Raw genomic sequence first — 22,692 nt, forward strand, 5'->3', positions numbered from 1 at the left:
ACCTAATGAATCAGGGAACTTTGAATGATCCACGGACTTACAGAAGCGGAACTCTATCAACCGGTTGAGTGGCAGGACCACTCCGGCGACTACCAGGATATTCGGTATCATATCTCCAAAGAGGGCATTGCGCGCATTACCATCAACCGCCCAGAGGTGCGTAACGCCTTTCGCCCCTTAACGGTTAGCGAAATGATTCAGGCGCTTGGTCGCGCACGTCACGATAGTAGCGTCGGCGCGATTTTGCTCACCGGCGAAGGCGATAAAGCGTTCTGCTCCGGCGGTGATCAGCGCATTCGCGGTGACTATGGCGGCTACCAGGATGAGCAGGGCACTCATCACCTGAACGTGCTGGATTTTCAGCGCGATATTCGTACCTGTCCCAAGCCGGTTGTTGCCATGGTGGCAGGCTACGCGATTGGTGGTGGGCATGTGTTGCATCTTATGTGCGATCTGACCATTGCGGCGGATAATGCGGTTTTTGGCCAGACCGGCCCCAAGGTAGGCTCTTTCGACGGCGGCTACGGTGCCTCGTATATGGCGCGCATTGTGGGCCAGAAGAAAGCTCGCGAAATCTGGTTTTTGTGCCGTCAGTACAGCGCTGCACAAGCGCTGGAGATGGGCTTGGTCAACCACGTGGTGCCGCTGGATGAGCTTGAAAAAGAGAGCGTGCGCTGGTGCCGGGAGATGCTGCAGCACAGCCCCATGGCGTTACGCTGCTTGAAAGCGGCACTGAATGCCGACTGCGATGGCCAGGCCGGGCTGCAGGAGCTAGCGGGTAACGCCACTATGCTCTATTACATGACCGATGAAGGCCAAGAGGGGCGTAACGCGTTTAATGAGAAGCGGCCCCCGGATTTCTCACGCTATCCGCGTAACCCTTAATGCCATTAGCGCTTTACCGCTACGCGCTGCCACTTCGCCAGCCGCTGCTGCTTAACGGCCAGTGGATCACGCAGCGTGAAGGGCTGTTGGTGTCGGTTAACGGGCAGTGGGGTGACATTGCGCCACTGCCCGGCTTTTCAGTTGAAACCTTAACCGATGCCGAGACTGAAAGCAGGGCCTGCCTAACCGCCTTGACGCGCGGTGAAAAAGCAGTGCCCACGCTCCCTTCGGTACAGTTCGGGTTCGGCTGTGCACAGCACGTTTGGCCCCAACACTGTCCCGCCGCGTTAGCGCCTTACCCACTATTACAAGGCGAACCCGTATCGCTGATCGCGATGCTGGATAGCGCGTTAGACAACATACGCAAGGGCGGGCAGCCGCCACCTTCGCGCCTCAAACTCAAGGTAGCGCGTTACGCAATGAGCGACGAGCTAGCGCTGATCGCCAATCTGGCTGAAAAGCTGCCCGCTACCCAACTGATTCTGGATGCCAACGGCGGCTGGACACGTGAGGAGGCCACGCGATTTTGTCGACAGCTACCGCGTGAACAGATCGACTACCTGGAAGAGCCTTGCTCCACGTTTGCTGACGCCATTGCCGTGGCCGATGCAGCGGGCGTGAAGATTGCGCTGGATGAAACGTTGTCACGTAACGCGCCCTGGTATTCCCATCCTCATATTGCCGCCCTGGTGATTAAGCCTACATTGATAGGCGCATTAAGCGCCTGCGAGGCACTTGTACAGCGGGCGCGGGCAGATAATCTGCGGGTGGTTATTTCCTCAAGTTTCGAGTCTGACCTTGGCCTGGGCTTGCTGGCTCGGCTGGCCTGCCAATGGGCGCCCGAAGAACCACCGGGGCTGGATACCGGAAACTGGCTGGCTGAACGGGTAACCACCACGGCAGGTGATGTCGTTGCCGGGCGCTTAACGTGCCTCTATCAAGCGACGTGTCTCTATCAAGCTATGCAGGAATAACCAGGAGCGTGCCGAGTGATGCAGCCTTGCCCCATTAACTATTGGGCCACCGAAACTCCGCAGCATATTGCGCTACACAGTGGCTCAGTGACGCTTACTTATCGAATGCTCGACAGGCGTATCGCCGCGCTGTCGCGACAGCTGGCGCAAAAGGGGTTTCAGCCTGGGGACACATTAATGGCCCCGGCCAAAGGCGCATTGGCCTCGTTATTATTGGCCTGGGCTTGTCTGCGTGTCGGGGTGGTTTTCTGTCCGCTAAACCCGGCCTTTCCAAGCGCCCAGCAGCACGCGCTTGCCCAGCGCCTGCAGGCCAGCCGCATTTGTTATACGGAAGGTGAGCAGGGCGACGCGCAGGTAACGTCATCTGCTCCAGCGCCGATTACCCTCGATTTTTCCGAAGAACTAATTACCGAACAAGCGGTGCAACTGAATACCGATCAGCGCTGTAACACGATTTTTACCTCGGGTTCCAGCGGCATGCCTAAAGCGGTACTGCACCGGCTGGGGAATCATCTGGCCTCGGCTAATGGTTCGGCAGCCTTAATTCCTGTTGACCAACAGAGCGGCTGGCTCTTGTCGCTACCGCTGTTTCATATTGGCGGCTACGCGATTCCCTTTCGCGTATTTCTCGAAGGTGGCCGGGTCATTCTGGATGATGGTGATGCGCCGCTGGCTGCACGCCTGGAACAACAGCCTATTACGCACCTTTCACTGGTACCCACTCAGCTCTGGCGCTTGTTACAAGCGGGCTTTGACCCCGCCAGAACACAGCTGCGCGAACTGCTGTTGGGCGGCGCGGCAATCCCCGCACCGCTGGTGGCACACATGACCTCGCTGGGGCTGGCGCCAAAAGTTAGTTATGGGCTATCTGAAATGGCAAGCCAGGTCTGTACCGGCACTCCCTCGGCACCAGGTGTTGTCGGCAAGCCACTTCCGGGGCGCGATGTTCGGATCATCAACAATGAAATACAGGTGCGGGGCGATACCCTGTTTAGCGGCTATTTAAATAACGGTGCGCTGGACCCAACCCTAAATGATGAGGGTTGGTTTGCCACGCGGGACAAGGGGTATTTCAATTCTGCGGGGGAACTGGTGGTTGAAGGGCGGCTGGATAACGGCTTTATCTCCGGCGGTGAGAACATTCAGCCGGAAAGCATCGAACAGCGGTTGGTGGACCACCCTAGCGTCGCCCAAGCGCTGGTGGTTGCTGTGCCACACCCCGAGTGGGGTGAGCGCCCCGTTGCCTTTATTGATTGGCAGGCGCAAAGCGGCGAAGATCAGGCCCTGGCCCGCTGGGTGCGCGAGGCGCTGCCGGGCTTTATGGTGCCCGATGCATGGTTGGCGTGGCCCTCGGTGAAAGGGCTAAAGCCCTCACGCACGCACTTTGCCAAACTGGCCCAAGAGCAGTTGGCGGTGATATAAAACGCATCCATTAACGTTCATTGGCTATGTGAGTTTCCATTCTCGACTCGCCTTCTGAGAAGGTGGATCTCTTTATTTTTGATAAGGACATTTATGAGCTCTTCTCAAGCGTCGGATACGCGGCGCGCAGGCGTATTTTTAGGGGCGGCGCTTGCTTTCATGATCACCATGGTGGGCACCACGCTGCCCACGCCACTTTATCCGATCTATCAGCATGAATTTGGTTTTTCGGATCTGATGATTACTGTCATCTTTGCGGCGTATGCGGTGGGGGTCATTTCAGCGTTATTGATTACCGGGCAATGGTCTGATCAGCTAGGGCGTAAGCCGCTGCTGCTTGCCGGGCTTTTCCTGTCAGCGGTAAGCGATATCGTATTTTGGCAAGCCGATGGGTTAGGCATGTTGCTTACCGGCCGCGTACTTTCGGGGCTTTCGGCGGGTATCTTTACGGGTACTGCCACCGTGGCTGTCATGGAGCTGGCACCACGTTCCTGGGGGCGCTCCAGCACGTTGGTTGCTACCGCCGCCAATATGGTCGGGTTAGGTGTCGGGCCGATACTTGCGGGGGCGCTGGCCGTGCTGTTTGCGGCACCGTTGGTGCTGCCGTTTGCTATTCACTTCGCGTTAGCGCTGTTAGCGGTGGTGTGTATCTGGCGAGCGCCTGAAACGGTTACGCGCCCAACGAATATCAAGCTTCGCGTTCAAACACCTAAAATCCCTTCTGAGGTGCGCAGCGTTTTTATACCCGCGGCTATCGCAGCGTTTGCTGGTTTTATGGTGTTCGGTTTTTATACCGCAGCAACCCCCGCCTTCCTGGGCCAGCAAATGGGCTACACCAATCATGCACTGATAGGGTGTGTGGCAGGGCTGCCGTTTATCGCCTCGACCGTTGGGCAAATGTGTCAGGGGCGGCTGCCTGAGCCTGGAAGATTGCCGATTGGGTGTGCTGTGCTGCTTGTCGGTGTGCTCATCATTGCGTGGGGGATTGCTTACGAGCAACTGCTGGGTTTCATACTGGGCGCCATTGTTGCGGGCATTGGTCAGGGCATTACCTTCCGGGCGGGCATGGGCGCGATATCGGCGGCCAGCTCCCCTCAGCACAAAGCGGCAACGGTATCGTCTTTTTTCGTTGTTGCCTATGTGGCGATCTCGCTGCCCGTCGTCGGTATCGGCCTACTGGGGATAGTAGCCGGCCAACAAATCACCGCGCTAACGTTTGATCTCATCGTAGCGCTGCTGTGCTGCGTGGCGTTGGTGCTGCTATTGAAGCCACACCGTCTTGGCCGTGGAGCTACTCGCGACGCTGGCCGATGAGCGGTACCGACGTATCAAACTTATGCCGCTAGCAACGTGCGGAACTTGCGCATATTGTCATCGGCATAAAGCACCTGATCGCAGAAGCGGTCATACGCATCTAAATCTGCCACGGTCACAATCAATACAAAATCACACTCGCCGGTCACTTGGTAACACTGCTTCACCTCCGGTGCGCTCAGCGCTGATTGCAAGAACCGCTGATAAAGCGATTTGTTATCTCGCTCCATCGTCACTTCCACCACCATATGCAGGCATTGGGCGAGTGCGTCAGGGTTAAGTAGCGCTACTTCCCGCTCAATAATCCCTGCGTTGTGTAACCGATTCACTCGTTTTAAACAGGCAGAGGGTGAAAGCCCTATCGTATCTGCTAATGCCTGGTTGGTTAGGCTAGCGTCCCGTTGAAGCTGTTCAAGAATTCGTTGGTCGATGGCATCCATGAAATAAAATGCTCTTTCTGTGGTTATAAAGAATGAATAGTGCTTGTAGATGCTCAATAGAAAAGAAGATTCTGCGTTATCCCTCTTATCATAACGCCTGTTAAAGCGTTAGCAATGGAGGGCTGGATGCATGTAATTACTCACTACCTGATTGATGGTTTAGGTAGCGTTATCAAAGATGCGCTGCGGGTTTACATAACGCTGCTCAAAATTCTTATTCCGGCATTGCTCATCGTTAAAGGGTTGGAGCTACTCGGGTTTGTCGGCTGGCTTGGAGTGGTGCTAGCCCCGTTAATGAATATGCTGGGGTTGCCCGAGCAAATGGGGGTTGTATGGGCGGCAGCGCTTTCTACCAACTTGTACACCGGCATGGCGGTATTTTTTCAGGTAGCGGGTGATACGCACTTGAGTGTTGAGCAAGTAACGGTGCTGGGCGCATTGATGCTGGTAGGGCACTCGTTGCCGGTTGAAGGTGCGGTGGCCAAGCGAGCAGGTGTGCCTTGGTGGGCTACGTTATTGCTGAGGGTAGGCGGGGCTGTGCTGTTTGCCTGGCTATTACACCGATTTTACTCATTTTTTGGGTTACTACAGGCACCGGCGGAGTGGATATGGCAGCCCAGTCTTGAATCAGTATCGACGCCAAGCGGTTGGGCCGTTGCACAGCTTGAAACATTGGCGCTGATTTTTGTGATTATTTTAGCGCTAATTGTGTTGCTGAAACTTTTGCACGTGCTTGGCCTGGAGCGCTGGCTGCATCTTGGGCTGTTACCGCTACTCAGCTTGCTGGGTATTGGCCGTTCTGCCGCTAATGTGACGGTCATTGGCTTCACGTTAGGGTTAAGCTATGGCGCAGGGTTGCTGATCCGTGATGTACAAAACGGCGTGCTTAACAGACGTGATAGCACGCTTGCGCTGTGCTTTTTGGGCCTCTGCCATAGCGTTATAGAGGATACGCTGCTGATCTTAATGCTGGGTGCCGATATCGTCGGTATTTTATGGGCGCGGCTGCTCTTTGCCATTATGGTGACGGCGATTATTGCTCGCTGGCCGAAAAGCGGCTAGGCAGAGTCATGGTGCTTCAAGGTAAAAGCGCTGGTTGTTAGAGAGTGTTTAAGCCGCTTTTTTAATCTCTTAGATAAAGCTCCCCCTTGCCCACCAGCACAGCACTGCCGCCTACCTGAACCAGGCCGTTATACAGGGTGGTTTCAATAACGCTGGCGCGGCCCATTTCAACGCCTTGATAGAGTGTCCAGTGCGTCGTTTCGTTAAGGGTTGCCAAATACCCGGTTAATGCCGCTGCGGCACTGCCGGTTGCGGGGTCTTCGCAAAGGCCATGTTCTCTGGAGAACATGCGGCTCCGAAGCGTAGCTTTTGAGCAGTCAGCCGCTTCTGTTGCGTAAAGATATATTTGCTCCGCACCGCTCGGGGCAACGGTCTCTGCCCATATGGTTGCTGAAATGTGTATGTTTTTTAGGGCTGCGGGGTCGCTCAGCTCGATCAGATGAAACGCCAGCCCGCAGGATGAGATAACCGGCGTGCCGATAACCTGATGGGGTTGCAAGCCGAGCAGTGCCGCCGCCGATTGCTGGTCCAGCGTGCTTGGCGTAATGCTGGCGGGCCTTGCGGTCGTAAACACGGCTTTATCACCTGAGTAGCGAACGGTTAGCTCTCCTACAGGTGGGTGAAGCACCAGCGTTTGCGTACGGCTAATCAAGCCAAGCTCGGCTAGAAGCTGCGCGGTGCCGACGGTCGGGTGGCCGGCAAATGGTAGCTCTTGGGTGGGCGTAAAGATCCGCATCGGGTAGTGGTTTGGCTCAATGGGCGCACTTAAGAACACCGTTTCGGCAAGATTAAGCTCATTGGCGATTGCCTGCATGGTGGCTGTTGTCAGCCCGTCGGTGTTTAAAAATACCGCCAGCTGATTGCCCGCGAAAGGCTGATGAGTAAATACATCGAGTAAGTAATATTCAGCGATTTTCATACTGGTCTCTTCAGGTTGTGTTTCCAAAAGGATTTACGGCCCTCCTTTTGTGCCTGGGCACGGGTGATGCCAATATCTCTTAGCAGCCGGTCATCAAGTATCAGCAACTGGCGGCGGCTGCGGCGACGCTCGCGGTGGGCGCATATTTGAGAGCGTAGCTGAGCCAATGAATCAGCCAATACGCACTACTAACGAGCGCCCTTCACGAGTAACCCGCCGTTGGTGAATGTATATGCCATAAGAGAGGTCGCTCTTCATAAAAACGATGCATACTTATACCTTTGACCGAGGCTTGGTGCGATTTTTATAGATTCCTGCAACGTTCTGATTTTACTGTTCTTTAAGAATATCTTTCTGATCAAAAATTGACCTAAATCGCTGGTGGATTTTCTACTGCCTATTTTTATCTTGCAGAACAGTCATCTACAATTAGACCGTTCCCCACAGGCGTGGGGATGAACCGTGCTGTCTGGCGAGGGCTTGGCAGCCAATGATCCGTTCCCCACAGGCGTGGGGATGAACCGGCTGGCGACGCTTCGGAAACTACATGCTGCCGCCGTTCCCCACAGGCGTGGGGATGAACCGCACTATGTCGCCTGCGGGGTCGCGGATGATTCGCCGTTCCCCACAGGCGTGGGGATGAACCGGTTGGGGGCCTTGCCTTTCACCTTGCCGCAAGCCGTTCCCCACAGGCGCGGGGATGAACCGTTAAATATCATCAAGGCAACGGCGAATTGATGCCGTTCCCCGCAGGCGCGGGGATGAACCGCGATTGCAGCGGCTGAGGCGGCGAATGTTGATCCGTTCCCCGCAGGCGCGGGGATGAACCGTCGATAAAACAACTGATTTTAATGGCGACATACCGTTCCCCGCAGGCGCGGGGATGAACTCAAGTCCTGGACGTCCTAATGGCTCATGGAGATACGTTCCTCACTGGCGTGGGGATGAACCAAACTCAAGATAAGACGGAAATCACTGAAAATGATGGGTTTTGATGCTGATTGAAACGCTGATCGCGGCGTATGCTATACGTGTATATCAAATCTCCAGGAGAGACCATCATGTTGGCAATACGACTGCCCAGCGACATCGAAGCGCGCCTGGAGGCCTTGGCCAAGGCCTCCGGCCGCACCAAGACCTATTACGCCCGTGAAGCTATTCTCAAGCACCTCGATGACCTCGAGGACGTTTACCTAGCCGAGCAGACCCTGGAGCGTCTGCGTCGTGGCGAGGAAACCACGCACTCCCTGGATGACGTGGAGCGTGATCTTGGGCTGGAAAATTGAGCTGACGGGGCCGCCCACAAGCAGTTGAAGAAGTTGGGTCATGTTGAGGCCAAGCGCATCCGTGACTACCTGCGCGAGCGAGTACAGCCGCTTGAGGATTCGCGACAGCTCGCCGAGCAGGGCGTGACCCAGAGCATGTCACGCAAGGGGAATTGTTTAGATAATGCCGCGATGGAGAGCTTCTTTGGAACGCTGAAGTCAGAATATTTTTACCTGAACCGCTTTGACACGATTGAGCAATTATAGGCGGGCATCCGACACTACATCCATTACTATAACCACGAGCGCATCAAGTCCAAACTAAAAGGCCTGAGCCCGGTGCAGTACCGAATTCAGGCCTTATCCGCTTAGTGTTTTACTGTCCAGGTTTTTGGGGTCAGTTCAGATGAATGAGTCTTCTATATTGTCGACGTCCGATGGCACCACCATCCCTAAGAGGCCTATCGCTCAACCTCATCCGCAAGTATCTGAATGATCTCGGATACGAAAGGACTGTCCTGGTCCGCTTGGTGGATTGCGATTTCCATGGCGTCAACAGCAGGCAAGGTCGGAACTTCTTGCATGCCAGAATTGACCACGCGCCTTGGAAGAAGACTAATCCCGAGACCGGCATTGACCGCGCTCAGCAGGCCGGCGAGGCTGGAACTCGTGTAAACAAGATGCCATCCGCGCCTGACGTTATCGAGGGCAGTAATCATTTGGGCGCGATACAATCCATCCGAAGGAAAGGCAACAAGCGGCAGCGGGTCGCAATCGGCCAGCGCATGATTTTTGCTTTGATACCAGGACAGCGGCTCGGGCCAATGCATTACTCCGCGGGCCTCGCCGCGATGCTGTTTGACCAGAACTAGATCCAGCTCCCCTCGATTATAGGCACCGTATAGATTGCGGCTCAGACCACTGGTAACTTCCAGCTTCAAGTTCGGATGCTGCCGGACAAGCGCCGCAAGTACTTGTGTCACCCGGCCCGAAGCGAAATCCTCGGGCAGACCGAGCCGAAGGGTAATATGACGCGCTACTCCAGACACGACGGCGGCAGCTTCCGCGTTCAGTGCCAGGATACGACGTGCATAACCCAGCAGTCGCTCGCCCGCCTCGGTGGGTGTGATGCTATTGCGTCCGCGATCAATCAAAAGCCCGCCTGCCACCTCTTCCAGCCTCATTATCTTCTGGCTGACCGTTGATTGAGTCGAGTTCAATTGCCGTGCTGCGGCTGTAAAGCTGCGCGTGTCGACCACCGCCACGAAACTGCGCAACAGGTCGGAGTTGAACGGCTTATTCGATTTGTCACTGGTTTTCATTCAGATATTTAATTTCCAAATGACTTTTTTGTCCACTATATTTTTGTCTATGATTTTTATCAGCAAGAAGGGACTTTTATGCGCAGCCGCTTACAGGCCACTTTCGCCTTCACTCTCCTCGTAGGATGTATAACCATGATTGATTCCGTTGCTTTTGGCGGAGTCCCTGTCGCTCAGGCTAATCCTTTGCTGATCTCCGCTGCTGAAAACGATGATATCGCTGGTGTTCGAGAAATGATCGCCAGCGATATACCGCTCGACGCGCGGGATAGTCGTGGGCGGACAGCATTACTCGCTGCAACCCATGCGAACCGAGTTGAGACCGCTCGTCTACTTATTAGCGCCGGGGCTGATGTGAACGCTAAAGACGACATCGAAGATAGCCCCTACCTCTATGCGGGCGCGCGCGGACATCTGGAAATACTGCAGATGACGCTATCCCATGGCGCTGATTTGGCGAGTGTCAACCGCTATGGAGGTACGGCGCTGATTCCTGCGGCGGAACGGGGGCATGTGGAGACTGTTCGAACCCTAATAGAGGCCGGCACGGATATTGATCATGTCAACAACCTCGGCTGGACGGCGTTGCTGGAGGCTATCATCCTCGGCGATGGCGGACCGCGATACGGAGAGATTGTGGGGCTGCTGGTCGACGCCAACGCGGACGTGAACCTGGCTGATAGGGAAGGGATCACGCCGCTGAAACATGCGCGACAACGCGGATATGCTGACATCGCTGGTTTGCTAGAACAGGCGGGTGCGAAATGAATGACAAGGCGTATCTGGACGAGGCGATCAATCTTGCCCACAAGAATGTTGCCAATGGAGGGCGTCCATTCGGTGCCGTGCTGGTCACGGATGGCAAAGTGATCAGCCGAGCTGTCGCAGCCACTTGGCATTTTATCGATTGGATCGTTGATTTACCTCTTCGAGGAAAATGGCACTGTCCTGATTCTATCGGAGGCACGAGCAGTTCCTCCTGAGCAGAGCTTAGTCGTATGACTCCAAAACCAGAATTGGAAACACACTGATATGAATGAATGCATTTACGCCAACGCTTTGACCCCTGATGGCAACAAAAGTGATCTCGCCACGCGCGATGGGTGCTTCGTTCCTATCGATACTGTCTCAACCGACGCCAAAAAAATCGATCTTGATGGACTGACTGTCCTTCCCGTTTTTGTGGAGGGCCATATTCATCTAGATAAGAGCTTTGTTGGCGACGGTTGGTTTCCTCATCGTCCGGTTGGCTCCCTTCGTGAGCGGCTTGACGTTGAAAAGCGCCTTCTATCCAGCGCATTGCCGGTTGTTGAACGCGCTGAGGCACTGCTCGCGCAGGCTCACTCTTTTGGCACGGTAGCAATGCGCAGTCACGTTGATATCGACCCAGTGCTCGGACTCGATAATCTGAATGCCGTCGTTGCTGCCTGCGAGATGTGGAAGGGCCGGGTCGACGTAGAACTCGTTGCTTTTCCGCAGGCTGGCATTGTGTCTAGTCCCGGTACAGCGGATCTGCTCGATGCCGCCATGCGTGAAGGCGCGACAGTGGTAGGCGGGCTTGATCCTACCGAGTTTGACGGTGATGCAGATGCGCATCTTGATGTGGTGTTTGGCACGGCCGAGCGCCACGGTGCGAAAATCGACATCCACTTGCATGAGCACGGCGCAGGCGGTATCAAGCAGATTGAGCGTATTGCCGCACGAGCGGCAGCAGCCGGTATGTCGGGCCTCGTTACCATTAGCCATGCTTACGCACTTGGCGATGTGAGCCGTGATGAGGCACGTCGTGTGTCGGCGATCCTCGCCGAAGCGGGCGTGTCTATACTAACCAATGCGCCGGGAGATCATCCCTTCCCACCGATTGATGTACTACGCGCGGAAGGCGTTCATGTATTCGCGGGCAATGATAATATTCGCGATGCGTGGTGGCCTTACGGCAATGGTGATTTGCTTGAACGCGCGATGCTGATCGGCTACCGCTCCGGTCTTTATACCGACGAACAACTGGGTGTCGCTCTTGACATGATCTCGGTGGACTCCGCAAGGGCGATTGGTCGTGCGCTACCGGGATTCGCGATCGGTGACGAGGCGAGTTTCGTGATTGTGGACGCACTCAATGCTGCAGCCGCTGTAGCATCACCGCCCTCGGAGCGACTGCTGGTCCAACACGGCAAAATTGTTCAACCAACTCGCCCGTCGATTCGCTCGCGATTGCTTTGAAATGGCACACGAGTTTGCCCGTGCGAAAACTCAAGATAAGGACAATAATGTTGAATTTATCTTTTATCCACTCCCCGCAGGCGCGGGGATGAACCTCTTGGCTAGTGACTTACGTCAGATCCATAAAGGGGTTGTAGGCGACTTCCCAGTAGTGGCCTTCCTGGTCGCGAAAATAACCGGAATAACCGCCCCAGAATACCTCTTCTGCTGGTTTGATTAGCTCGGCGCCTGCGACAACTGCTTGTTGAAGCACTTGATCAACGGCCTCTTGGCTGGCGACGTTGTGGGCCAGCGTGATACCGCTGAAACCACCTTTTGAGTCATCGGCAATGCCAATGTCGTTAGCCAATGATGCTCTGGGAAACAGCGATAGCCAAGCGCCTTCCATTTTGAAAAAGGCCACCTCATCGCTGTCTGTCTCATGTTCTGGCAACTCCAGGCCGTCCCGATAGAACTGGATGGCGCGCTTCAGGTCATGCACGCCGAGGGTAATCAGGCTGATCTTGGGTTTCATAGCGGTGCCCTTTAGACGTTGTTTTAAATAGGCCGCTGTCACAGGGTCAGATTGTCCTTACGTACCTCTAACTGCTCCAGACGCTGTTTCAATAGCCCTGGAAAGCGTGCATACCAGGTCTGATTGAGCGGGGAGGGGTGCGGCAGCGGGTAGAGTGTAAAGGTTTGCGCTGCGCCCTTGTCATCTTCTAGTGTCACCTCGATGCTACTTTCAAAGCGGTCCTCTTGCTTCCAGAAGGCTTCCAGCCTGTCGCGTTCCTCTTTTGAACGGCCAATACCGAACCACAGGAAAGCTTCACGCCCCAGCGTAATCAGCGTTCGTCCTTCCCAGCGCGATATCAGCACTTCGTTCATTAAACCGTGAAAGTGACGTTTAACCTTCATCGACCACGCCTTGTTGCCTACGGGCTTGTAGGGCACGGTATTGATCCAGAAAAAGTGCTCGCCCACGGCTTTTGATGCTGTAAAGTCCGGCATCGTCTCGCCGTAAAGCTGCTCATAAAGCGCTTTTCTGACCAACTGGCCACCAGCACCGATAAACGGCTCGCCGTGACGCACCTCGTCGCGGCCTGGGTCGCGGCCAAAAAAGCCGATGCGCAGGTTCGGCTTGCCAAGGCCGATGATCGGCGCCAATGGATCGCGTTCAAAACGTTCGTAGACCTCGACATCAATCCCTTCGATGTCTGCCGCCAAGGCTCTGAATTTCTTCTCCTGAGTTGGCGTTAGTGACATCGTTCTACCTCTTTGTTAACCAATGTCGGGTTCAGACGAACCACTCTTGGGCTGTCCGCCATAAGCACATGCCAAAAAAGTAGACCGAGGCGACGCCCCATCCCCATAGTGCCCAAACAGCATGCTCAGTGCTTGGGAGGATAAGAAGCGTTGCACAGAGGCACCACAACAACGTAACGGCGATATTAAGCGGCATAAATTTGCGCACCCGGAAGGGGTGCAGGAACTTCATGCGAGTGACGGTGAGAATGGCCAGGACGATGATGGCGGCAAAGGTAAGCCAAGGCGGGAAGTCGAGAATATAGAAATAGGCTGCAGCGATATTCCAGGCGGCCGGAAAGCCAACAAAATAGTTATCCTGGCTTTTCATATTGGTGTTGCAGAAACAGAACATCGACGAAAGCAGGATAATAAACACCGCCAGCAGTGAAAAACCGGTCGGCAAATCGATAAAGTAGTAGATAAACAGGGCGGGAATAAACGCCCAAGTGAGATAATCAATGACCATATCCAGCGTTGAGCCATCGAAGTGCGGCAGGATGGTCTTCACTTCATACTTACGCGCCAACGTGCCGTCGAAGCCATCTACCATCATCGCCGCCCCCAGCCAGAGCAGACAAGCCACCGGGTTATCGTCGATCAGGGCCAATAGCGCCATGACGCCCAGCAGTACGCCGCTAGCAGTAAGTGCATGTACGCTCCATGCTTTGCATCGCGATGCGTGGGAATCTGCTTGCGAAGAGAGCGGTTGAACCACATTAAACCCCGTTGAGAACGTCATGTTCTGCTGCTGTTTGGTGTATAGATAAGCGTGTCAGTCAATACACTACTACAAGAAGGCACACCGAGAATACGCAGGCCGTTGAACTGCTCTAAGCATGGCCGTTTCTGGCGCCGTCCGCCAGGCGATTGTCGGAGTCCTAACGTATGTAGAAGCCTTAAACGGGCCGCTGGAACTGAAAGCGCGCCTGCTCTGCGCGCTCACGTGTTACGCAGGTCAGCGAGTGATCATTGATTAGCCCCATCGCCTGCATCAACGCAAAGGCCGTTGTGGGGCCAATAAACGTCCAGCCGCGCTTCTTTAATGCTTTGGAGAGAGCGATGGATTCAGGCGACACGGTCTGGGTTTGCGGCGCTTTTAACGCATCATGCGTAGGCTCGAAGCGCCAGAAAAACGCTGCCAGCGAACCTTCCTGTACAACTAATTCCTGTGCCCGTTGCGCGTTGTTGACCGCCGCCTCAATTTTGCCGCGATGGCGAATAATGCCCGCGTCTTGCAGTAAGCGCTGCACATCACGCTCATCAAAACACGCGACCTGATGAAAATCGAAGTGGTGAAAGGCCGCGCGAAAGTTCTCGCGCTTGTTGAGAATCGTCCGCCAGCTTAAGCCCGACTGAAAGCTTTCCAGGCAGAGCTTTTCAAACAGGCGCTGATCGTTATCAACGGGAAAGCCCCACTCATTATCGTGGTAGGGCAGAAACTCCGGTGCACCGCCGCACCAGTAGCAGCGCGATTGGCCATCGGGGGCGATAAATTCGTTCGCCATAGTGATTCCCCTGTTTTAGTTATAAAAATGTCAGGATTTATAACGATGTTAGATTTAGCCATGCGTGGCTGAGCCAGCGGCCCGCACGTAGTAGCTCATCCTCCGTCGCACCCGCATAGCCCAGCACAAGGCCTGCGCGCTGGGGCTGCCCCAGATAGTACCGAGATAGCGGGGAGAGCGTAATGTGTGCCTGTTGGGCCAGTTCAACCAAGCGCGCTTCCTGATTTAAAGTATCCAACTCGGCGACCAGATGCATCCCTGCATGGCCGGAGGAGAGCTTTAAACCAGCTTCGGTAGCAGGAGCCAGCGCACGGCGCAGGCAGGCTTGACGCTGACGATAGCCAATGCGCATTCGGGCGATATGGCGTGAAAAGTCACCTTTGGCAATGAACTCAGCAAGCGCCGACTGAATGGGATAGTTGCCTTCGCGGTGCAGGCGGGCGTGAGCCAACCGGAACGTATCGGTCAACGCCTCGGGCAGCACGATATAACCCAGCCTAAGGCCCGGGTAGAGCACCTTGCTGAACGTGCCGATATAGATGACGGATGCCTGTTCCGATAAACCTTGAAGCGACGGCGTGGGCGGTGTGTCGTAGCGAAACTCGCTGTCGTAGTCATCCTCAATGACCCAGGCGCCGTGCCTGGCTGCGTATTCCAGTAAGGCCAAACGTCGTGGAACCGGCATGGTAACGCCACTCGGGTATTGATGGGAGGGCGTCACGTAGATCAAGCGCGGCGAAGGCGTATTAGCCGGACAACACACCGGGTTCAGCCCGTCCTCATCGACCGGCACAGGGATAATGTTCAGTCCCGCTGCCAAAAAGCAGGTTTGTGCGCCGCCGTAGCCGGGCTCTTCCATCCACACTGAGTCGCCGCTATCGGTCAGCAACTGGGCCACCAGTTCGAACGCCTGCTGCGCGCCTTGCGTGATCACAATCTGCTCAGGGCGACAACGCACTGCGCGGGAAAGCGTCAGGTAATCACCCAATGCCTCTTTAAGCGCGGGCAAGCCGCCATGCGTTTGATAGGAAAGCCATGCCGTATCGGCCTGGCGATAGTGGCGCCTTAACAGGCGCTGCCACTGAGCATGGGGGAACAGATCCAGCCCCGGCACGCCCGGCGCAAACGCTTGATAGTGTTGGCTTAGCGTACCGCAGCGGCCAATCAGCGCCTGCCCGCGTGTTGAGTAGCTAAACGCCGCTTCCAAAAGTGGCTTGGGTGGAGCCGGTAGATTAGGCAGGTTGGCCACGTACATCCCTGCGCCTCGCCGAGAGATGATCAACCCCTCGGCTAACAGCCGATCCATCGCCGCCAGCACGGTATTACGGCTGATACCCAAGCCGTGAGCCAGGTGCCGTGAAGAGGGCAAATGACTCCCGGCGGCCAGTTCGCCGTGTTGAATCCAGCGGCGCAACGCGCTGTAAAGCTGATGTACCAGCGTAGTTGTTCCTTGGGTACCCATCTGTAGCGCCAAGGCATCAATAAGCCATTCACTCGACGGCGTTCGCTGCTTCACTGGTTCCCTCGCTATTTAATAAACTGGTTCTTCACCAAGAGCCACTATAACGAGAGACTTGCCTATTCCCACCTCTTTTTAAGGAGCGCCACTGTGAATAACGTTCGGGCTGCCGTACTTGATGACTTGGACGCGCTTAGCGTACTGCTGGATGACTATCGCCAGTTTTATCAGCAACAAAGCGACCTAAAGGGCGCTCGCTACTTTTTAAGCCAACGCTTTGGGTTGGGCGACTCGTTCATTCTAGTGAGTGAAGAGGCGCAGGGAAAAATCAGCGGGTTTGTGCAGCTTTTTCCCGGTTTATCTACGGTAGGCATGAGTGCACGGTGGACGTTGAACGATCTTTACGTGCTGCCTGAGTATCGCAGCCAAGGCGTAGGCCGGGCGCTAATGAGCGCTGCCGCCGATTTGGCCCAAGACCACGGTGTTACAAGGCTGGTATTGATGACGCAGGTGGAGAACAAGCGCGCGCAGCGTCTGTATGAAGCACTTGGCTGGCAGCGCAATACGGCGTTTTATAGCTATCTGCTGGATGTGAACCAGCGTGAGTAGAGTAGGAGAATCAAGCAGAGAATCATGTTCGCTGATGGGGCTCCTGGCCCGGCATTCGCCGGGCCAGGATAACGATCACGCGTCGCTAAGTTTGCGTGCGCGGTGCAGGTTTTCCATGGTGTTCAGACACGCACTGGCGGCTTCCTTACCTTTGGCCAGGAAGTGCTGGAAGTAGAAGTCGTGATGAGTGCTGTGCTCGTGGAAATGGTGCGGCGTGAGCACCACCGAAATCACCGGCACTTGGGTATCAAGCTGAACGCGCATCATGCCGTCGATCACCGCATGGGCGACGAAGTCGTGGCGATAGATGCCGCCATCTACCACAAAGCCAGCACCGACAATCGCGCCATAGCGGCCGCTTTCGGCCAGTACCTTGGCTTGCAGCGGAATTTCATAGGCGCCTGAAACGGTAAATGTATCCACCTGGTCTGCAGATAAACCGTTGCGCTCCACTTCCTCAATAAATGCCTGGTAGGCCTGGCCGACGATATCGTTGTGCCAATGGCCCTGGATAAACGCAATGCGCTGGGACGTGGTATGTGAGGAGAGTGTTAAAGGAAAGGTCTGATTCATGGTCATTCTCTTGGATAAGTGTTACCAGAATCAGGGCATTCGGCATCCGCCAATAGGCATAACGTACGCCTCCAAGGGGCTTTCACCGTGGAATAACGCCGTTGAGTGGATACCGTTCTCTTTCATCCGGACTATCACCGTCGGCTTCGGTTTCTCACCGAATCTGCTGACCTCTCACGGGCAGACCAGTGAGAGCGCTCGCGGGCTTAGGCCGCTTTCGTTAGGAAAGGTACCATCACCGCCGGTGGGGACTTTCACCCCGCCCTGAGAACATTGCTGCATAGCAGCCTACCTATCTTACGCCGATTGTGAATGCGCAGCTAGAGGCCAAGTAAAACCTTATCGAGAGCGCTGCTTAATCGACCCAGTCAGCATTTAACAGTTCGGCGAGCCGTTTGGGACAAAGGCGCACGGCACTATTGGAGGAGCCTGCGGCGGGCAGTACTTCGTTATACGCCAAAAGCGACTCATCACAATAAACGGGCACGTTGGTCGCCAAACCAACGGACATACGCCGCCTATCGGGTGACTGGTGAACTCCATTTTATACATTAGGCGTTGACACCAAATGAAAAACCCCCGGTCGATAGCGACACGGGGGCTTGGTCAAGCATCGTGGTAGACGCTTACAGTGCTTCAACTACCTCATCAATTTGCAGTTTCAGACTCTGCAGGCCACCGCCTGATAAGTACCAAAGGGCCGGGGTAAGTACGACCAGGCGTGTATCCGGCGTGCCCGCGTCTGCTAGCGCTCGCTCTAGCGCATTGGTATCAGCGGCGTCGTTACCAATGGCGGCGCTGCGGTCAACCACCAGCAATACGTCGGGTTGGATCTCACCAATGGCGTCCATCGTCAGCGGCGTAAAGGTGCGGCTACCGCGCGTTATGCTGGTAACGCTATCCGGCATTTCTAACGTTTTGATACCCAGTACGTCGTGTACGACCGGATGGGTGTTCAACCCCAGGTTGCCGTCGTTGGAGGTAACTACCAGTACGCGCAACGCTTCATCCAGCGCTTGGCGGTGGCTTTCAATATCGGCATGCAGCTCTTTTAGTGCCTCTTCAGCACGCTCTTCAACACCGACATGACTGGCTAGCTGTCGCACGTTGTCGTCAAAGACTACCAGGTAATCATCGCCTTGTAGGCTGGTATTGAGCACCGGGGCGATCTCTTCGAACTCAGATTCCCACTCACCTTGACGGCCGGTGTAAAGGATAAGGCTGGGCTCGCTTTCGGCGATGGCTTCAAGGTCAGGAGAGCGTAACCCGCCAAGGTCGGTATAAGCGTCATCGTTATAGGTTGACAGGTAGTCGGGCAGAATCTGTTTGGGAATACCCACGATTTGGTCACTAACACCCAGCGCATCCAGTGTGTCCAGGCTGCCTAAATCAAAGGTGGCAATACGTTCCTGGGCATGAGCAACGGAGCTAACCGCTGTGACAAGCAGTGTCGTGACGAGAATCGTGGGCTTCATGGGTATTCCTTTTATGAGAAAAAGTTTTATATGAGATTTCTTCTCATATTGGCAAAAAAATGATGCGCTGTCGTTACCCCGTTATGGAACAGGACGTTGCATTTTTTCGTTTTGAGGGGGACTTTCGAGGTTTGGAATTGTCAGGAGAGAAAGGGTAGCGCGTGTGTGGGTGCCATAAAGAACTACCCCGCCTTCTGGGCGGGGTAGTTAAGGTGCTTGGCAGGACGACTATCTGCCGGAAGCGTTACGAATCTTCTTATCGGTTTGATATTGGCTCAAAGCATAGACAGACCAGATCGCTGCGGGTATCCAGCCAATGATAGTAATCTGGAGTATCAGGCAGATAAGCCCGGCAAACGGACGGCCGATCGTAAAGAACTGAAGCCACGGCAGTAGTAGGGCGAGTAACAGACGCATGTCATTCTCTCCTTGATCCAAACAGCGAAAGGTTAGGTAACCGATGGCGTATTATTGCAGATTGGCTGACGCTACGCATATTCATTACATCACCGTTGCCAGCATTAACCTGCCGCTGATTGATTGAAGCAGTTTTCGTACAAAGCCTGGAAATGCCGTTTTCCCTTGGCACACAGCGGTAATAAAGCCAGGTAATCGTGAGAATAGTTGTGTGAAATTGAGCGTAATATTTTTATCTGCTGACTCCATGCACCAGTGAAAAGCGGTTTATGTTTGTAATACGATAAATCGCGCTACTAAGGCATTCTAAATTGATGGAATGAATAAATTGTTTACCGTTATTCTATCTAACTGTTGGCAGGATAAAGAGTAATGCTGACGACGTTTACGTAGTACATCGTCACATCAATTTATGCGTTCTCTTTTATTTTCTGGCCAAGGACGATGCGCTATGCCTGTTGTAGATATATTGATGAGAAAGGATCAGAACAAAGAGAGCGAAAAGCATGCCGATAACGCCTTTCGCCACCAACGTCGCAATGTCTACGCGTTATACGTTATTGCTTTACTGCTGCTGTTCAGCCTGTTCGGCTGGTTTTTAAAGGAGCAGCGTGAACAGGAGATAGCCTCTGCTGAGGCGCAGAGCGATGCGCGTGCCAGCCTGATTGGGGAGTGGGTAGAAAGCATCTTCTCTCAAACGTACCACGTGCTGGTCAGTGTCGCTGACCTTCAGAACATGCCTGATGTGGTCAGCGCCACGCAAATGTCTCGGATGTTAAGCGATCGTCATCGCTATGCCCCCTTGGTTCAACGAGTGGTTCTGTTGGATAGCCAAGGAATCATGATTGCCAGTAGTGGAGATAACCACTATCAGGGAGCGGATTTTAGTGACCAGGATTTTTATAAAGTCTTGAGCGACCCTGACTATCCCATGGAGGACATCGTTACGCCGCTTTACTGGTCCAGTGAGGAACAAACCTACTCTCTGATACACGCGTTACGTCTGACAGATTCATCAGGTGCCTTTGCGGGCATGGCATCAGCACGTGTGGCATCACAAGCATTTGCCGACATGGTTAACCAAATGCAGATTCGCCAGGGTGAAAGCATCGCCCTGGTAGACGCCACGCTTAAATTAATCGCCCGCAATCCTGGTGACGAGCGCACGCAAACCGGGGGACAAGTGGAGGGAGTGACCGTACAACGCGTTCTGGACAGCGGCCAGACCCCGTGGTCGGACGTGATGTGGTCTTCTCTGGATCAACGTGAGCGAATTTTTTGGGTACAGCGCATCGAAAACTATCCGATATGGGTGGCTGTCGGTATGGATTTGGATGAGGTGTTAGCGGGGTGGCGTCAGCGCGCCGGGATTACCATCGGTATCTTTATCGCTATTGTTTTGTTGGGCGCATGGGGAGTTCGTCATTACCTTAAGCGGATAAGGTTAGCCCAGTTATTACAACATCGCCTTAAAGAGCTTGATCAGGCGCGTACCCAGGCCCAGACAGGAGAAGCCCAGCTCAGAACGCTTATTAACTCTATCCAGGATTTGATCATCGTTTTCGACCAAAACAATCAAATGACCTATATGCATGCCCTGGATGAAGGAATGTTGCTGAAAGGCAAAGATAGTCTGTTAGGTAAACATTATAACGAGGTAATGCCCCCTGGTTTATCCAAGCGCTTTGATACTGTCTTTGAGCAGGTAAGGCAGCATCGCCAAGCAGTTACGCTTGAATATCAGTTGAGGGTGCCCAGGGGAGAACACTTTTTTCAGACCGTAGCAAGCCCCCTGGTGCATCCTGATGGCCGCTTTTCCGGCACGTTACTGGTCGCGCGCGATATTACCGAAGCCAAACAGAGTGAAGCGGAGCTTAATATCGCGGCCGCCGCTTTTCAGGCACACCTGGGCATCATCATCGCGGATGCCGAAGGGAAAATACTGAAAGCCAATCCCATGTTTACTCAGATTACCGGCTATAGCGAAGCCGAAGTGATTGGCCGTGACGCAAAGATGTTTAATTCGAACCGCCACGATCCTGGTTTCTATCGCCGTTTATGGCGCAGCGTCAAACAGCAGGGCCGCTGGGAAGGCGAAGTTTGGAACCAGCGCAAGAACGGCGATATCTTTCCCGAGTGGGTCGTTATTAGCTCAATCCGTAATGCTGACCAGCAGCTAACCCATTACGTGGCCACCGTTGTCGATATTAGCGAACGCAAAGCCGCTGAACAGGAAATCCACCAACTGGCGTTTTATGATTCGGTGACGGGGCTGGCGAATCGCCGTCTCTTTATGGACCGCTTGGGCGCAGCGCTTAAAGAGGCGCGCCGACATCGCTCTTATGGTGCGCTTCTGCTGATCGATATCGATCATTTCAAACAGGTTAACGATGTGTTTGGGCACCCTATTGGTGACCGCTTGCTTCAGGGCGTTGCGCGTCTGCTTCATCAACAGCTGCGGGAAAGCGATACCTTGGCACGTTTAGGCGGTGATGAGTTCGCTATACTCATTCAGTCGTTGGATACCGATGCGACTAAAGCGGCTCAGTTGGCTGAACTCATCGCCCATAAGTTGATGGTTGCCATACGCCGTACCAGTTCACTCATTGAGCACTCGGTCAGCGTGACGGCCAGCATCGGTATCACCCTCCTGAACTATTCGACCGACGAGCAAAATGAGTATCTTCAGCAGGCGGATATGGCGCTATTTCAAGCCAAGGCGAGAGGCCGTGACACGCTGTGCTTTTTTGACCCCGATATGCAGGCAACGCTGTTAGCCTCAACGCATCTGGAACGTGATTTGCGGCAGGCACAGGCGCTTGACCAGTGGCAGCTTTATTACCAGCCCCAGGTGGAAGTAAATGGAAAGACGACCGGGGTCGAGGCGCTTTTGCGCTGGCAGCATCCCGAGCGGGGTCTTGTATCTCCCGGGGACTTTATACCGCTGTTAGAGAGTACCGGCCTGATTATTGAAGTAGGTGCATGGGTGCTGGAGAAAGCCTGCTACCAGTTGGCGAGCTGGGCACAGCATGACCGGTTCTGCCACTTGACGATGTCGGTAAATATTAGCCCCCTGCAGTTTCACGATGCTGAGTTTATACCGCGTATCACGGCTATCTTTGAACGTACCCAAGCACCGCTTGACCGCTTAAAGCTTGAAGTGACAGAGTCGCTGTTTGTGGATGCTCACGACAGCGCACGCGATAAAATGTTGTTCCTAAAAGCGCTGGGTGTTCGCCTCTCACTGGATGATTTTGGTACCGGTTATTCATCCCTTGCCTACCTGGCCCAGCTACCCTTGGACCAGCTGAAAATAGACCAGAGTTTTGTGCGCCAGGTGCTGACCAGTAGCGCGAATGCGGCGATTGTCGAGAGTACCATTGCGCTGGCAAAAAGCCTGAACCTGGAGGTGATTGCCGAGGGAGTCGAAACGCAGGCGCAGCAGGCGTGGTTATTCGCCCATGGCTGCCACGCCTATCAAGGTTATCTGTTTGGGCGTCCGGTCACCATCGGCGCGTTGGAAGCGGAGCTTGATGTTTCTTGA

General features: G+C 54.5%; 24 protein-coding genes, 1 pseudogene and 1 riboswitch. Of the genes and pseudogenes, 12 read left to right on the plus strand and 13 right to left on the minus strand.

Going from position 1 to position 22,692, the window contains the following annotated elements:
• Positions 1–24: 24 nt before the first annotated feature.
• The 4 genes from menB to CZ787_RS15880 all read left to right on the plus strand — a co-directional run bounded on the left by menB (position 25) and on the right by CZ787_RS15880 (position 4,595).
• On the plus strand, positions 25–885 hold the full coding sequence (gene menB / locus CZ787_RS15865; protein WP_087110957.1) for a 1,4-dihydroxy-2-naphthoyl-CoA synthase: 861 nt from the start codon (positions 25–27) through the stop codon (positions 883–885).
• Complete coding sequence (gene menC / locus CZ787_RS15870; RefSeq protein ID WP_087110960.1) at positions 885–1,859, plus strand: o-succinylbenzoate synthase; 975 nt, start codon at positions 885–887, stop codon at positions 1,857–1,859. The genes menB and menC overlap by 1 nt, the downstream gene beginning before the upstream one ends.
• Before the next feature lie 18 nt (positions 1,860–1,877).
• A complete protein-coding gene (locus tag CZ787_RS15875; protein ID WP_176372236.1) occupies positions 1,878–3,281 on the plus strand; it encodes an AMP-binding protein in 1,404 nt (467 codons plus the stop codon).
• Between the two features lie 93 nt (positions 3,282–3,374).
• Positions 3,375–4,595, plus strand: coding sequence for an MFS transporter (locus tag CZ787_RS15880; protein WP_087110964.1), 1,221 nt, complete (start codon positions 3,375–3,377; stop codon positions 4,593–4,595).
• Positions 4,596–4,615: 20 nt separating this feature from the next.
• Here the strand turns inward: CZ787_RS15880 and CZ787_RS15885 are convergent, their stop codons facing one another.
• Complete coding sequence (locus CZ787_RS15885; protein WP_254908634.1) at positions 4,616–5,035, minus strand: Lrp/AsnC family transcriptional regulator; 420 nt, start codon at positions 5,033–5,035, stop codon at positions 4,616–4,618.
• Positions 5,036–5,161: 126 nt separating this feature from the next.
• Between CZ787_RS15885 and CZ787_RS15890 the strand changes: the two genes are divergently transcribed.
• A complete protein-coding gene (locus CZ787_RS15890; RefSeq protein ID WP_087110966.1) occupies positions 5,162–6,097 on the plus strand; it encodes a hypothetical protein in 936 nt (311 codons plus the stop codon).
• A 61-nt stretch (positions 6,098–6,158) separates the two neighbouring features.
• On the opposite strand, the gene CZ787_RS15895 is transcribed toward CZ787_RS15890, so the two are convergent.
• On the minus strand, positions 6,159–7,016 hold the full coding sequence (locus CZ787_RS15895; RefSeq protein ID WP_087110968.1) for a PhzF family phenazine biosynthesis protein: 858 nt from the start codon (positions 7,014–7,016) through the stop codon (positions 6,159–6,161).
• Positions 7,013–7,195 (minus strand): DUF1127 domain-containing protein, encoded by a 183-nt coding sequence (locus CZ787_RS19245; RefSeq protein ID WP_087110970.1) that lies wholly within the window; start codon positions 7,193–7,195, stop codon positions 7,013–7,015. Before CZ787_RS19245 ends, CZ787_RS15895 begins: the two co-directional genes overlap by 4 nt.
• Positions 7,196–8,077: 882 nt before the next feature.
• On the opposite strand from CZ787_RS19245, the gene CZ787_RS15910 reads away from it, so the two are divergent.
• Both CZ787_RS15910 and CZ787_RS15915 read left to right on the plus strand, forming a co-directional pair.
• Complete coding sequence (locus CZ787_RS15910; protein ID WP_087110975.1) at positions 8,078–8,302, plus strand: DUF6290 family protein; 225 nt, start codon at positions 8,078–8,080, stop codon at positions 8,300–8,302.
• Between the two features lie 108 nt (positions 8,303–8,410).
• A pseudogene (locus CZ787_RS15915) lies at positions 8,411–8,653 on the plus strand (IS3 family transposase); the annotation flags it as partial.
• 89 nt (positions 8,654–8,742) lie between these two features.
• On the opposite strand, the gene CZ787_RS15920 reads toward CZ787_RS15915, so the two are convergent.
• On the minus strand, positions 8,743–9,603 hold the full coding sequence (locus tag CZ787_RS15920) for a LysR family transcriptional regulator (protein ID WP_087110977.1): 861 nt from the start codon (positions 9,601–9,603) through the stop codon (positions 8,743–8,745).
• A gap of 135 nt (positions 9,604–9,738) precedes the next feature.
• Here CZ787_RS15920 and CZ787_RS15925 point away from each other — a divergent pair, with 135 nt between their 5' ends.
• Genes CZ787_RS15925 through CZ787_RS15935 form a run of 3 tightly spaced genes read left to right on the plus strand, consistent with a single transcriptional unit; the run spans position 9,739 to position 11,823 of the window.
• The gene (locus CZ787_RS15925) at positions 9,739–10,371 is read left to right on the plus strand and encodes an ankyrin repeat domain-containing protein (protein ID WP_087111286.1); all 633 of its coding nucleotides are present in this window, start codon (positions 9,739–9,741) and stop codon (positions 10,369–10,371) included.
• A complete protein-coding gene (locus tag CZ787_RS15930; RefSeq protein WP_087110979.1) occupies positions 10,368–10,586 on the plus strand; it encodes a hypothetical protein in 219 nt (72 codons plus the stop codon). Before CZ787_RS15925 ends, CZ787_RS15930 begins: the two co-directional genes overlap by 4 nt.
• Before the next feature lie 49 nt (positions 10,587–10,635).
• A complete protein-coding gene (locus tag CZ787_RS15935) occupies positions 10,636–11,823 on the plus strand; it encodes an amidohydrolase (protein WP_087110981.1) in 1,188 nt (395 codons plus the stop codon).
• A gap of 109 nt (positions 11,824–11,932) precedes the next feature.
• Here the strand turns inward: CZ787_RS15935 and CZ787_RS15940 are convergent, their stop codons facing one another.
• The 5 genes from CZ787_RS15940 to CZ787_RS15960 form a co-directional block, all read right to left on the minus strand.
• Complete coding sequence (locus tag CZ787_RS15940) at positions 11,933–12,337, minus strand: VOC family protein (RefSeq protein ID WP_087110983.1); 405 nt, start codon at positions 12,335–12,337, stop codon at positions 11,933–11,935.
• A gap of 38 nt (positions 12,338–12,375) precedes the next feature.
• Entirely contained in the window at positions 12,376–13,068 is a 693-nt protein-coding gene (locus tag CZ787_RS15945; RefSeq protein ID WP_087110985.1) for a uracil-DNA glycosylase family protein, read from the minus strand.
• Positions 13,069–13,099: 31 nt separating this feature from the next.
• Positions 13,100–13,849: a phosphatidylcholine synthase gene (gene pcsA / locus CZ787_RS15950; RefSeq protein ID WP_087110987.1), complete on the minus strand. Its 750-nt coding sequence runs from the start codon at positions 13,847–13,849 to the stop codon at positions 13,100–13,102.
• A gap of 157 nt (positions 13,850–14,006) precedes the next feature.
• Positions 14,007–14,615, minus strand: a complete 609-nt coding sequence (locus tag CZ787_RS15955) for a DNA-3-methyladenine glycosylase I (RefSeq protein WP_087110989.1) — start codon at positions 14,613–14,615, stop codon at positions 14,007–14,009.
• A 37-nt stretch (positions 14,616–14,652) separates the two neighbouring features.
• Positions 14,653–16,131, minus strand: a complete 1,479-nt coding sequence (locus tag CZ787_RS15960) for a PLP-dependent aminotransferase family protein (protein ID WP_087110991.1) — start codon at positions 16,129–16,131, stop codon at positions 14,653–14,655.
• Between the two features lie 93 nt (positions 16,132–16,224).
• Here CZ787_RS15960 and CZ787_RS15965 point away from each other — a divergent pair, with 93 nt between their 5' ends.
• Positions 16,225–16,683 (plus strand): GNAT family N-acetyltransferase, encoded by a 459-nt coding sequence (locus tag CZ787_RS15965; protein ID WP_087110993.1) that lies wholly within the window; start codon positions 16,225–16,227, stop codon positions 16,681–16,683.
• A 75-nt stretch (positions 16,684–16,758) separates the two neighbouring features.
• Here the strand turns inward: CZ787_RS15965 and CZ787_RS15970 are convergent, their stop codons facing one another.
• From CZ787_RS15970 to CZ787_RS15985, 4 genes are all read right to left on the minus strand, one after another.
• Positions 16,759–17,256 carry a 6,7-dimethyl-8-ribityllumazine synthase gene (locus CZ787_RS15970; RefSeq protein WP_087110995.1) on the minus strand — a complete coding sequence of 166 codons (498 nt, stop codon included), beginning with the start codon at positions 17,254–17,256 and terminating at the stop codon, positions 16,759–16,761.
• A gap of 110 nt (positions 17,257–17,366) precedes the next feature.
• Positions 17,367–17,532, minus strand: a riboswitch (FMN riboswitch).
• Between the two features lie 79 nt (positions 17,533–17,611).
• Complete coding sequence (locus CZ787_RS15975) at positions 17,612–17,767, minus strand: hypothetical protein (RefSeq protein ID WP_254908635.1); 156 nt, start codon at positions 17,765–17,767, stop codon at positions 17,612–17,614.
• 115 nt (positions 17,768–17,882) lie between these two features.
• Positions 17,883–18,731, minus strand: a complete 849-nt coding sequence (locus tag CZ787_RS15980) for an ABC transporter substrate-binding protein (protein WP_087110997.1) — start codon at positions 18,729–18,731, stop codon at positions 17,883–17,885.
• Between the two features lie 228 nt (positions 18,732–18,959).
• Entirely contained in the window at positions 18,960–19,148 is a 189-nt protein-coding gene (locus CZ787_RS15985) for a YqaE/Pmp3 family membrane protein (RefSeq protein WP_087111000.1), read from the minus strand.
• A gap of 451 nt (positions 19,149–19,599) precedes the next feature.
• Here CZ787_RS15985 and CZ787_RS15990 point away from each other — a divergent pair, with 451 nt between their 5' ends.
• Positions 19,600–22,692 carry an EAL domain-containing protein gene (locus CZ787_RS15990; protein ID WP_087111002.1) on the plus strand — a complete coding sequence of 1,031 codons (3,093 nt, stop codon included), beginning with the start codon at positions 19,600–19,602 and terminating at the stop codon, positions 22,690–22,692.

Origin of the sequence: Halomonas citrativorans (assembly GCF_900163645.1) — a bacterium.
In the GTDB taxonomy this organism is placed as follows: Bacteria; Pseudomonadota; Gammaproteobacteria; order Pseudomonadales; family Halomonadaceae; genus Vreelandella; species Vreelandella citrativorans.